At 66.8% G+C, this 12,320-nt stretch carries 11 protein-coding genes; 8 read left to right on the forward strand and 3 right to left on the reverse strand.

The window, feature by feature from the left end; all coding sequences use genetic code 11:
- Positions 1-901, forward strand: a 901-nt coding sequence (locus Q1V87_RS09385; RefSeq protein ID WP_300591969.1) for a bifunctional riboflavin kinase/FAD synthetase, incomplete at its 5' end; no start/stop codon positions are given.
- Positions 902-917: 16 nt separating this feature from the next.
- On the opposite strand, the gene deoC is transcribed toward Q1V87_RS09385, so the two are convergent.
- The gene (deoC, locus tag Q1V87_RS09390; RefSeq protein ID WP_300591971.1) at positions 918-1,646 is read right to left on the reverse strand and encodes a deoxyribose-phosphate aldolase; all 729 of its coding nucleotides are present in this window, start codon (positions 1,644-1,646) and stop codon (positions 918-920) included.
- A 93-nt stretch (positions 1,647-1,739) separates the two neighbouring features.
- Between deoC and Q1V87_RS09395 the strand changes: the two genes are divergently transcribed.
- The 4 genes from Q1V87_RS09395 (at position 1,740) to Q1V87_RS09410 (ending at position 6,943) form a co-directional block, all read left to right on the forward strand.
- The gene (locus tag Q1V87_RS09395) at positions 1,740-2,360 is read left to right on the forward strand and encodes a hypothetical protein (RefSeq protein WP_300591973.1); all 621 of its coding nucleotides are present in this window, start codon (positions 1,740-1,742) and stop codon (positions 2,358-2,360) included.
- Positions 2,361-2,546: 186 nt separating this feature from the next.
- Complete coding sequence (locus Q1V87_RS09400) at positions 2,547-4,697, forward strand: DEAD/DEAH box helicase (RefSeq protein ID WP_300591975.1); 2,151 nt, start codon at positions 2,547-2,549, stop codon at positions 4,695-4,697.
- A 136-nt stretch (positions 4,698-4,833) separates the two neighbouring features.
- Positions 4,834-5,862, forward strand: coding sequence for a 6-phosphofructokinase (locus Q1V87_RS09405; RefSeq protein WP_292712005.1), 1,029 nt, complete (start codon positions 4,834-4,836; stop codon positions 5,860-5,862).
- Between the two features lie 223 nt (positions 5,863-6,085).
- Positions 6,086-6,943, forward strand: a complete 858-nt coding sequence (locus Q1V87_RS09410) for a DUF559 domain-containing protein (protein WP_300591977.1) — start codon at positions 6,086-6,088, stop codon at positions 6,941-6,943.
- A 92-nt stretch (positions 6,944-7,035) separates the two neighbouring features.
- Here the strand turns inward: Q1V87_RS09410 and Q1V87_RS09415 are convergent, their stop codons facing one another.
- Complete coding sequence (locus Q1V87_RS09415) at positions 7,036-9,144, reverse strand: S9 family peptidase (protein ID WP_300591979.1); 2,109 nt, start codon at positions 9,142-9,144, stop codon at positions 7,036-7,038.
- Positions 9,145-9,198: 54 nt separating this feature from the next.
- On the opposite strand from Q1V87_RS09415, the gene Q1V87_RS09420 reads away from it, so the two are divergent.
- The 3 genes from Q1V87_RS09420 (at position 9,199) to Q1V87_RS09430 (ending at position 11,985) form a co-directional block, all read left to right on the forward strand.
- Positions 9,199-10,107 (forward strand): phosphodiesterase, encoded by a 909-nt coding sequence (locus tag Q1V87_RS09420; RefSeq protein ID WP_300591981.1) that lies wholly within the window; start codon positions 9,199-9,201, stop codon positions 10,105-10,107.
- A 12-nt stretch (positions 10,108-10,119) separates the two neighbouring features.
- Complete coding sequence (locus Q1V87_RS09425) at positions 10,120-11,592, forward strand: aspartate ammonia-lyase (RefSeq protein WP_300591983.1); 1,473 nt, start codon at positions 10,120-10,122, stop codon at positions 11,590-11,592.
- A 108-nt stretch (positions 11,593-11,700) separates the two neighbouring features.
- Positions 11,701-11,985, forward strand: a complete 285-nt coding sequence (locus Q1V87_RS09430; RefSeq protein ID WP_300591984.1) for a hypothetical protein — start codon at positions 11,701-11,703, stop codon at positions 11,983-11,985.
- 26 nt (positions 11,986-12,011) lie between these two features.
- Here the strand turns inward: Q1V87_RS09430 and Q1V87_RS09435 are convergent.
- Positions 12,012-12,320, reverse strand: a 309-nt coding sequence (locus Q1V87_RS09435) for a fumarylacetoacetate hydrolase family protein (RefSeq protein WP_300591985.1), incomplete at its 5' end; no start/stop codon positions are given.

Below are 12,320 nucleotides of genomic sequence, written 5' to 3' on the forward strand. Positions count from 1 at the left end.
CGTGCACTCCGGTCACCGCGCAGTGATCGCCCGCGCACGAGTGAAGGCAGTGTCGATGGGTGCCACCGTCGTCGCCGTCACGTTCGACCGGAATCCGCTTGCGCTGCTGGCTCCCGACAAGTGCCCCGAGAACCTCATCGGTGTGAACCAGAAGGTGCGTCTGCTTGCCGACACCGGCGTGGACGCCGTGCTGGTGCTGCGATTCGACGAAGATCTCGCGTCACTGGAAGCCGACGAGTTCGCGCGCCTGGTGCTCGTTGACACCCTGGCAGCCCAAGCCGTGCTGGTCGGCGCCGACTTCCGCTTCGGGCGAGGTGGCGCCGGCACGGCGGAGTCCCTGACCGCTTTGGGCCTCAGTCACGGTTTCGATGTCGATGTCGTCCATGACGTGAGAGCTGCCGACCGAGGCAGGCGCGTCTCGTCGACCTGGATCAGGGAGTTGTTGAGCTCCGGCGACGTCGCGGGCGCCCGGAAGTTGCTCGGGCGCGACCACTCCGTGGTCGGCGAGGTCGTCCACGGGCTCAAGCGCGGACGAGAGATCGGGTACCCGACAGCGAACCTCAGCCACGACCTCGAAGGGTTCGTTCCGGCTGACGGGGTGTATGCCGGATGGCTTATCGACGAAGCGGATGCCAGTGGTTTGCGCCCCGGCATCCGGTACCCGGCAGCGATCAGCATCGGCACGAATCCGACGTTCGATGACGTCGCATCGCGCCAGGTCGAGGCTTACGTGCTCGACGAGACCGACCTCGACCTCTACGGTCATCACGTCGAAGTGAGGTTCGTCGAGCGCATCCGTGGCATGGGGGCGTTCGAGGGCATCGACGCTCTGGTTACCCAGATCGCCGACGATGTCGAGCGCACCCGCGAGATTCTCGCGCGTGATCAGTCCACTGACTGATCACGGCGGCTGAGAGCTAGTACGAGGACTCGTCCACCGCGCCGCTGGCAGTTCCCCCGGCAGCGATGCTCCGAAGCTCGCCGAGGATCGTCGCGCTGCCGCTCGTGCCCAGTCGGGTCGCGCCAGCCTCGAGCATCGCCAATGCGTCCTGGAGGCTGCGTACTCCACCGGACGCCTTGACCTGCGTGTCCGGCCCGACGGTGCGCCGCATGAGACTCACCGTTTCGACCGTGGCGCCTCCGCCGGCGAAGCCCGTCGAGGTCTTCACGAAGTCGGCCCCTGCCTCTTCGGCAAGTCGGGAACCCCGCTCGATCTGCTCATCGTCCAGGAGGGAGACCTCGAGGATGACCTTGGTGACAGCGCCGCCCGCGGCCTCCACGACGGCACGGATGTCGTCACGGACCACATCGTCGAATCCCGATCGCAGCGCGCCGATGTTGACCACCATGTCGAACTCGGTGGCTCCGTCCGCCGCGGCCTGTCGGGTCTCCGCCACCTTCGCAGCGGTCGAGGTGGTTCCGTGGGGGAAGCCGATGACGGTGCCGACGGCGACGCCGGAGCCGGCGAGGAACTGCACGGCATGGGCGATGTCGGAGGGGCGGACGCACACGCTGAAGACCTTCCAGTCCCGGGCGATCGTCAGCTGCGCGTCGACGTCGTCCCGTGTGAACTCTGGCTTGAGGATCGCGTGGTCGATCGTGGCTGCCAGCTGTGCCTCGGTGATCTGGTCGGTGGTGTCGCTCATGCCTTCAGCCTACGCACCGGTCGGCGCGGGGGACAGCAGAACAGGCAAGCGCGGGGTATCGTCGCTCCTGCTGTCGAGCCCAAGGAGAACAGGATGCGTTCGAGATCCCTCGCCGTTGCCGCGCTGGTCGCCGGCGTCCTTGTCCTCGCGGGCTGCGATGCGCTGCCGACGGAGACCCCCGAACCGACGGCATCCGAGTCCACGACTCCTCCCGCTCCCAGCGCAAGCTCGACACCCGAACCCTCGCCGACCGCGGACGCGGGGTTCGGGGTGCCGGATTCGTGCGAAGCGCTGTATTCGCCCGCAATGTTCGCCGAGCTGAACGGCACCAACCCGCCACTGAACGACCCCGGCATCACGATCTACGCGACGGAGAACGTCGCAGCCCTGGAGATTCTGAACTCCGGGATTCCGACGTTGCGGTGCTCGTGGGGTGCCGCCGGGGCGCCGGGCCTGGTGACCAACGTCTCGCTCGTCTCAGCTGACCAGTCCGCGGCACTGCTGAACGCCTTCGCCGGCTCAGGTATGGCGTGTGAGGAACTCGGCGCAGGGACGGTGTGCCGCATCGAGCAGCAGGCCATCGACCGCGACGACAACATCGTCACCATCGGCGAGACGCACTATCTGCGCGGCACCGGCTGGGTCGCCACCCACTGGGTGAATTTCGCACCGGAGGGCTACACCGAGGACATCGTCGCCACCCTGTGGCAGTGATGATGCGCCTCGCACTCGCGCTAGACTAGGAGCGACGCCGCGTCACATTGCACAGCTCGCAGAAGCGAGTGCCCGTGCTGTCGTGAGCCGCAGGAGTCGATGTTCAAGTGAGATCGCGTCTGTCCCAGACGCTCATCCGACGCCATGACGGCGGCGGTCACAGATGTATCAACGCTCAGGAGGAGCATGCCGGCTACGGCAACCGCCGCTCAGCGGCGCAAGAGATCCTCGTCCGCTCGCCGCGACGACGAGGCCCCGATCATCCCGATCCTCGCGCGCAAGGTGCGCGAGGTCGAGGCAAAGGCCCAGCGCGGCAAGCTCGGGCCTACCAACCGCGTGAAGTTCCAGGTGATCGCGTTCCTCGTTCGCGAGGAGCGCGCCCGGGTGAAGGCCGACCCTTCGATCGCGGATGCCGCGCGCGCCGAGCTGCTCAAGCGTCTTGACGGCGTCGCGACGATCCTTGCCAAGACCGCTGCGCGGGACACGTCCCTCATCCAGCTACTCGAGGTCGATCAGGCGACATCGCCCGTGGCGCGTCGCATGCGCCGCGACTGGCTGCTCGAATCCGGCGCGGAACTTCCTCCGGACGAACTGATCATCACCGATACCCCGGCTCCCGCGCAGCAGGTCGTGCCCGCTGCGCTCGCCGAGCGCCAGGTGGTGCCGGCCTCGATCGAGGCGCGACAGATGGCTAACCCGTTCCTTGCTCCGGATCTGACAGTCCGGGCTCCTCGGGACACCCCCCGGCGCCGCTTGGACGGGTGGGAGCTCATGGGCCCCTTGTACAAGGCGTTCGAGACCGGTGCCGGAGGTGCGGCGGCATCCATGGAGCTCCCGCCGGTTCCCGAATTCGATCGGCTCTCGCCGCGCGGACTCGAGATCATGCCCCACCAGTCACGCTTCCTGGAATCGGTCCGCGAGGGGCACCGCACGTTCCTCCTAGCCGACGAGCCGGGCCTCGGCAAGACTGCGCAGTCGGTGCTCGCGGCATCCGTCGCCGGCGCCTACCCGCTGCTTGCCGTCGTGCCCAACGTCGTCAAGATGAACTGGGCTCGCGAGGTGGAGCGGTGGACGCCGCACCGCCGCGCAACGGTCATCTCGGGCGACGGTGAGGACCTGGATGCCTTCGCCGACGTCTTCATCGTCAACTACGAGATTCTCGACCGGCACCTGTCATGGCTCGGTTCGATCGGGCTGAAGGGCATGGTCGTTGACGAAGCCCACTTCATCAAGAACCTCACGTCGCAGCGCTCGCAGAACGTGCTCGCGCTGGCCAGTCGCATCAAGGAGCAGGTGCACAATCCGCTGCTGCTCGCGCTGACCGGAACGCCGCTGATCAACGACGTCGAAGACTTCGATGCCATTTGGCGCTTCCTCGGCTGGACGACCGGCGACAAGCCCGGTGCGGAGCTGATGGCCAAGCTCGATGAGACGGGGCTCACCCCGGCAGACAAGGCTTTCTATCCCGAAGCGCGCTCCGCCGTCATCTCGATGGGGATCGTGCGGCGCAAGAAGAAGGATGTCGCCGCAGACCTTCCCGACAAGCTCATCGCCGACCTGCCGGTCGAGCTCGACGACGAGTATGGGCGCTCGATCCGCCAGGCCGAGCGCGAGCTCGGTGAGCGTCTGGCAGCCAAATACCGGCGCATCATCGACGCGCGCGGCGATCGGGGACTTGCCCCCGGCGAGATCGACGGCGACATCGTCCGGCTCGTGGCTGAGGGCGAACTCGAAGAGTCGAAGGCCGCCGGTTCCGGCAGCGAGAACGTCTTCACGATGGTCCGGCGTATCGGCCAGGCCAAGGCCACTGTCGCTGCCGACTACGCAGCGCAATTGCAGCGGTCGGTCGGCAAGGTCGTGTTCTTCGCGAAGCACATCGATGTCATGGATGCTGCCGAGCGCCACTTCGCTCAGGCGGGCCTTCGGACCGTCTCGATCCGCGGCGAGCAGACCACGGCAGCACGGCAACAGGCGATCGACGCTTTCAACGAGGACGCCGATGTCGCGATCGCGGTGTGTTCGCTCACGGCGGCCGGTGTCGGACTGAACCTGCAGGCGGCGTCGAACGTCGTTCTCGCGGAGCTCAGCTGGACGGCTGCCGAGCAGACGCAGGCGATCGACCGCGTGCACCGCATCGGACAGGACGAGCCGGTCACGGCGTGGCGGATCATCGCGGCGCACACGATCGACACGAAGATCGCCGAACTGATCGACACCAAACAGGGTCTCGCGCTGCGTGCCCTCGACGGTGAGGCTGTCGACCCGGCATCGAGCGACTCCGTGCAGCTGGCGGCGCTCATGCACCTGCTGCGGCAGGCGCTGGGCGAGGTCGACTAAACGCCGCGCACCATCCCCACGGGGGCTCGCCGAGTAATCACGGCGGCCCGGGGATGGATGCCGCGGGGCGTGGACGCTAGTGTCGGTGGAGGCAACGTCGCCACCTTGCATCCGGAAACACCAACAGGGACGGCACATGAGAATCGGCATCCTCACCAGCGGCGGCGACTGCCCCGGTCTGAACGCGGTCATCCGCGGCGTTGTCCTCAAGGGCACGACGGCGTACGGGCTCGATTTTGTCGGCATCCGTGACGGATGGCGCGGCGTCGTCGACGGCGACTTCTTCCCCCTCTCGCGCCACGACGTGAAGGGCCTGTCGAAGGTCGGCGGCACGATCCTCGGCACCAGCCGCACCAACCCGTATGAGGGGCCGCGAGGGGGCGCCGAGAACATCGCTCGGACGCTCGAGGATGCCGGTATCGACGGCATCCTGGCGATCGGCGGTGAGGGCACGCTCGCGGCAGCCGACCGCCTCTGGAAGGACGGCATCAACGTCCTGGGTGTCCCGAAGACGATCGACAACGACCTGCGCGCTACCGACTACTCGTTCGGGTTCGATACCGCAGTGAACATCGCCACCGACGCCATGGACCGCCTTCGCACGACCGGCGATTCGCACCAGCGGTGTATGGTCGCCGAGGTCATGGGGCGCCACGTCGGATGGATCGCCCTGCACGCAGGCATCGCGGCGGGGGCGCACGTGATCTGCATCCCCGAGGTGCCGATGTCGATCGACGAGATCTGCCGGCAGGTCACGAGCGCCCACGATCGCGGGCGCGCGCCTCTGGTCGTGGTGTCGGAGGGATTCACCATCACGGGCATGGATGAGGCGCACAGCCACAAGGGCCTGGACGCGTTCAACCGTCCCCGACTGGGCGGTATCGGTGAACTCATCGCCCCCGAGATCGAGCGCATCACGGGAATCGAGACGCGTGCAACGGTGCTTGGCCACATCCAGCGCGGCGGATCGCCCTCCGCGTTCGACCGCGTCCTCGCGACACGCCTCGGTCTGCACGCGGCCGACGCGCTTGTCGATGGCGCGTGGGGCCAGATGGTCGCGATGCGCGGAACCGATATCGTTCGCGTCTCGTTCGAAGAGGCGCTGGGCGAGTTGAACACCGTTCCGCTCTACCGCTACGAGGAAGCCGCCGCTCTCTTCGGCTGATTGGCTGCTCGCGGCATCCGCCTGCGCGCACGACTCCGCTCGCGCACGAGCGTAGGACGTCTTCGGAGCGTAGGACGTGTTGACGTCGATTCGTCCTACCCTGGGGATTTCTCCTGCGTCAGGTTCACGCGCAGCATTCCTCCCCGGCGGGCGTGTTGGGCGCGGCATCCACGGTTGTGCGCATCGGTCCGTTCGCGCAGGGTGCGCGCGCAAGAGTCAACGGATGCGGAGCGTGGATGATGTGGTGCGATGGCTCGACCGACGCGGCGGCGTCGCGCACTCGCGATCGGTCGCCGCGGCAGGCTTTACTGTGCACGTCGTCCGTGTTGCTGTCGCGTCAGGGGCCGTTGAGCGAGTACGTCGGAGCTGGCTCGTGCTCCCGGGCAGTGCCTCGGCTCGACGCGCAGCTGCGACGGCTGGTGGACGTCTCACCTGCCTGAGTGCAGCCTCGGCGTTGGGATTGTGGACTCCGCTCCACGACGAGGTTCATATCGCGGTAGCGCGAACGGCGTCCCGCGTCCGTGTGCCCGGGGTGCGGCTGCACTGGGGCAGCGGCCCCGCACCTACCTCGACGATTCAGACGGACGAGCCGTTGGTCAACGTGCTGTTCCACGTCGCGCGCTGCGTGCCGCTCGCTGACGCGGCAGCGGTGTGGGAGTCGGCGCTGCGCAGCGGCCGCGCGGATCGGCGCGTGCTGGAACGCGTCCAGTGGGGGAGTGAGCGCGCCCGGCGGCTGGCATCGGTCGCTTCACGGCTGTCGGACTCGGGTATCGAAACCCACTTCATCCATCTGATGCGCAACATCGAGGTAACGGTCGCGCAGCAGGTCTGGGTGGACGGGCATCCGTTGGACGGACTGATCGGTGATCGGCTCGCCGTCCAGCTCGACGGGTTCGCCCATCACCAGGCATCCGATCGCCGCCGGGATCTTCGGGCTGACGCCCGACGCGCCCTGCGAGGGTTCACCGTCCTGCGCTTCGACTACCACCAGGTCCTGTTCCAGCCGGAGTACGTGACGGCGACGGTGACGGATGCCATCGCCCAGGGCCTCCACCGGCACCCGCTCGTATCGCGCAGGTAGGAGAAATCACCGAGGTAGGAGGTGTTGGCGTGGAACCGTCCTACGCCGGTGATTTTGCCTACCTGCGTGAGGGGCCGGGGTGTGACGCGGGATCAGTCCTGCGCAACCCCGAGGACGTCGAAGATCCACGCGAGTTCGTAGGCTCGCTCGCGCCACGAGTTGTAGCGTCCACTGACGCCACCGTGCCCCGCCGACATCTCGCACTTCAGCAGCGCATCGGCGCCTACCTCGCGGAGTCGGGCGACCCACTTGGCAGGCTCCACGTACATCACGCGGGTGTCGTTGAGTGAGGTGACCGCAAGGATCCGCGGGTAGTCGACGCCGTCGCGGACGTTCTCGTAGGGCGTGTAACCCTTCATGTACGCGTAGACGTCGGCATCGTCGAGCGGATTGCCCCACTCGTCCCACTCGATCACCGTCAGCGGCAGCGACGGATCGAGGATGGTCGTCAACGCATCGACGAACGGAACGACAGCCAGGATGCCGGCGAACAGCTCCGGAGCGATGTTGGCTACCGCACCCATGAGCAAGCCGCCGGCGCTGCCGCCCTCGGCAACGAGATGATCCGCGTCCGTGTAGCGGTTGTGGACTAGATGGCGGGCTGCCGCGACAAAATCGGTGAAGGTGTTGCGCTTGCTCAGCAGCTTGCCGTCCTCGTACCAGCTGCGCCCCATCTCGCCGCCGCCGCGCACATGGGCGACAGCGAACACGACGCCGCGGTCGAGCTCCGAGAGTCGCGCGATCGAGAACGCTGGATCGATGGAGTGCTCATACGATCCGTAGCCGTACAGGTGCAGCGGGCGAGGTTTCTCGCCGGGCTCGCCGAACGAGCGTCGCCACACCAGGGATACGGGGATCCGCGTGCCGTCTTTTGCGAGGGCCCAGACGCGGCGCTGACCATAGTCGGCAGGGTCGTAGCCGCCGAGCACCGGCTGTTGCTTGCGGATGCGGCGCTCGTCGGTGGCGACGACGAGGTCGACCACCGTCGAGGGCGTCACGAACGATCCGAACGCGATTCGGATCATCGGCGGTGCCCACTCGGGGTTTCCCGCTGTCCCGACGTCGTACAGTTCCTCATCGAAGACGATCTCGGTGGGCGTCGCCGTGGCATAGTCGAACGTCGCGAGCCGAGAGAGCCCATCGCGCCGGTAGCCCAGCACTGCCCAGTCGCGGAAGGTCGAGATGCCGAGCAGGCGCCGACCGGGCTGATGCGCGATCACGACCTCGCGCTCACCCTGCGGGTCGTCGGCGCGAACCCGCACGAGCTCGAAATCGAGCGCGCCGTCATTGTGCAGAATGTAGAGCACGTCTTCACCGTTGACGATCGCGTGGGAGCTCGAGTACTCCACGCCCTCCCGTCGCGGCCACACGACGCGGGGCTCTCCCGACAGGTCGTCGGCATCCATCAGCCACTCTTCCGAGGTGATGGAGGAGCCGAGTTCGATGACCAGGTAGCGGTCGCTGCGCGTGAATCCCGCGCCGACCCAGTACCGGTCATCGGGTTCGTGGAAGAGCGTGCGGTCCTCGGATGTCGCGGTGCCGACCTCGTGGAGCCACACGGTGTCGGGTCGCCAGGCCTCGTCGACCGTCGTGTAGACGATGTGGTGGCCGTCGGGGGAGAAGCTTGCTCCCGCGAACGTGTCGGGGATCTCGTCCGGCAGCAGTTCGCCGGTCTCGAGGTCGCGCACACGGATCGTGTACCGCTCGTCACCGAGGGTATCGACGGCATAGAGCAACCTCGTCGCATCGGTGGAGACCTCGAAGCTGCCGAGGGCGAAGAAGTCATGCCCCTCGGCTTCGCGGTTGGCATCGAGCAGCACTTGCTCGCCCGGAACAGCGGCGTCGGGGGAGAGGACCGGCGGATCCCAGTCCTCCGGCGAGGCCAAGGGCGCTCGGCAATGGATGCCATACTGCTGCCCTTCGACGGAGCGGGTGTAGTACCACCACTGTCCGCGACGCACCGGCACCGACATGTCGGTCTCGAGTGTGCGCGAACGAATCTCCTCGAAGATCTGGTCGCGAAGCGGTGCAAGGTGGGCGGTGCGTGCCTCGGTGAAGGCGTTCTCTGCCTCGAGGTGGGCGCGAACGTCGGCGTCATCCTTCGCGCGGAGCCATTCGTAGGGATCCTTGACCTCGTCACCATGATGCGAACGCAGGACGGGGCGGCGGGCGGCGCGGGGTGCTTCAGGGACGGATGTCACCCGACCCACGCTAGTCGAGAGGGCCGCGTCGCCGGTGCGACGTATGCTGGCGACATGGCTTCGGCTCCCGTGCGTTTCGGTCAGTATCCGCCCGCACTGCGGACGATCGTGCACCTGAGCGACACCCACTTCCTCGACAGTGATCGGCGCCTCGGCGGGCGATTCGACACCGAAGCGAACCTCGGCCAGACCCTGCACAAAGTGCGGAGCCTCGGCATCCGTCCCGACGCGATCGTCGTTACCGGCGACCTCACGGACGAGGGTGAGGCCGGCGCCTACCGTGACCTGCGTGCGCTCCTGGAGCCCCTCGCCCAGGAGCTCGAGGCCCCGTTGGTTTGGGTGGCGGGCAACCACGACGAGCGCCCGGCGCTTCGCGAGCAGTTGTTGGATGCCGAACCGACGCAAGAGCCGGTGACCGGCGTCTGGGATCTTGGCGGGCTGCGCCTCATCGCCCTCGACACCTCGGTGCCCGGTTGGCATCACGGCGACCTCGACGAGGCCCAGCTTCGGTGGCTCCACGAGCAGCTCGCGACCCCCGCGCCGCTCGGGACGCTCCTCGCGATGCACCACCCGCCGATTCCGTCTCACTTGCCCTTCTTCGACATCCTCGAGCTACGTGACCAGCAGCGGCTCGCCGAGGTCATCGCGGGCACCGATGTTCGCGGCATCCTCGCCGGTCATCTGCACTACTCGACGAGCGCGACCTTCGCGGGCATCCCCGTGTCTGTCTCGGCAGCCACCTGTTACACCATGGATCTCGCCCGGCCCGCGCATCAAGTCAACGGCATGGATGCCGGGCAGTCCTTCCACCTCGTACACGTGTATGAGGCGACGATCACGCACGCCGTCGTGCCGGTCGTCGACGCCGACACAGGCGACTACTTCTCCGAGGAGTGGATCGAACGGATGGCGGCACTCACCCCCCACGAGCGCCTCGAGGCCTTCTCTCGAAAGCGCTCATGAACGGCAGGAACTATGACGCACCACACGGCCGCTCCGGCGCGCACTGAAACTGATTCTCTGGGGTCGATGGAGATCCCGGCTGACGCGTATTGGGGCATCCATACCGCCCGCGCGCTCGAGAACTTCCCGATCTCACGACGCCCGATTTCGGTCTACGCCGACCTCGTCCGCGCCCTCGCGATGGTCAAGCAGGCGGCGGCTCGAGCCAACGCCGAGATCGGCGTTCTCGATCGCGAGAAGGCGTCGCTCATCGACCGAGCCTCGCAGCTGGTTATCGACGGTCAGTTCCACGACCAGTTCGTGGTCGGGGTGGTTCAGGGCGGTGCGGGAACCTCGACGAACATGAACGCGAATGAGGTCATCACCAACATCGCGTTGGAGCTAGCCGGCAGGCCCAAGGGCGACTACGCGTTCCTCTCGCCGATCGACGACACCAACCGCAGCCAGTCCACCAATGACGTCTATCCGACGGCCATCAAGGTCGGTTTGAGCCTGGATCTGCGGACACTCTTGGAAGAGCTCGATCTGCTGCGTCAGTCGTTCCTTCGCAAGGCGACGGAGTTCCATGACGTTCTGAAGGTCGGCAGGACCCAGCTGCAGGATGCCGTCCCCATGACTCTCGGGCAGGAGTTCCACGGCTTTGCGACCACCCTGGGCCAGGACTATCAGCGGCTCACCGAGAACGCGCATCTGCTCTTCGAGGTCAACCTCGGTGCGACGGCGATCGGCACCGGGATCACCGCCCACCCCGACTATGCGGCGGCGGTGCTGCGTCATCTTCGCGAGATCACGGGGCTGGACCTGGAGACCGCATCCGACCTCGTCGAGTCGACCAGCGACACGGGGGCGTTCATGTCGTTCTCGGCATCCCTGAAGCGCAACGCCATCAAGCTCTCGAAGATCTCAAACGACCTGCGTCTGCTCTCGTCGGGCCCGCAGGCGGGGCTCGGTGAGATCTCGCTGCCCGCGCGCCAGGCGGGATCCAGCATCATGCCCGGCAAGGTGAACCCCGTCATCCCGGAGGTCGTCAATCAGGTGGCCTTCGCGGTAGCCGGCGCGGACCTGACCGTCACGATGGCCGTCGAGGGCGGTCAGCTGCAGCTGAATGCCTTCGAGCCGATCATCGCTCACTCGATCTTCCAATCGATCACCTGGATGCGACGCGCTATGCGGACGCTGCGCGTGAACTGCGTCGATGGCATCGCCGCCAATCGCGAGCGTCTCGCGGCGTCGGTCGGAGCCTCGGTCGGTGTCGTGACCGCGCTGACACCGTTCATCGGCTACGCGGCCGCTGCAGCACTGGCCAAGTCTGCTCTGGTGTCTGGCCGTAACATCGCTGATCTGGTGGTGGAGGGTGGACTCATGTCGCGCGACGAAGTGACCAAGCAGCTCTCACCCGAGCGGCTCTCGGGACTTCAGGCCGTGACCGCCGCGATGCCGATCATCGGGTTCGAGACCGCTCCCACGGGAGACACCGACCTGTAATACGGAGCCACCGCATTGCGGAAGCTGGGAATATGCCGCTAGATTGCGGCGAGGTCGCTCAATGGCGTGCGACCACCCCTCACCCGCAATGGACGCAAGGAGTCGCCCATGTCCGATTCACCCGCCTACCAGCCTGCTCCGCAGGCACCCGCCGGCGCGCCGGCAGTCGTGCCCGGCAAGACGCTCGGCATCGTCGCACTGATCCTCGCCTTCTTCTTCCAGCTCCTCGGCCTGATCCTCGGGATCGTCGCGCTGAATCAGAGCAAGGGATCGGGCTACAGCAACGCCCCCGCGAAGTGGGCGATCTGGCTGAGCATCATCTTCATGGTGCTGGGCATCGTCATCGCGATCATCGTCGTGTCGACGGCGTCGGTGGTCGTCTACTCGAACTGACCGATCAACAACGACGCACTGCCGGATCAGTCGATGATCCGGCAGTGCGTTTTCAGTTCCCCGATGCCTTCGACGCCGACAGTCACCGTCGAGCGGTCGCGAAGGAACACCTGCGGATCCCGCGAATAGCCAGCACCGCCCGGGCTGCCGGTTGAGATGAGGGTTCCCGGCAGCAGGGTGACGGATGCCGACAAATGCGCGATCAGCGTCGACACGGGCCTGACCATCTGGCTCGTGGAGGCATCCTGGAGCGTGTGTCCGTCCAGGACCGTCCAGATGCGCAGATCCTGCGGGTCGGGGATCTCGTCGGCTGTCACGGCAACGGGGCCGACCGG

It is taken from the genome of Microbacterium sp. (genome assembly GCF_030149085.1).
Lineage (GTDB): Bacteria > Actinomycetota > Actinomycetes > Actinomycetales > Microbacteriaceae > Microbacterium.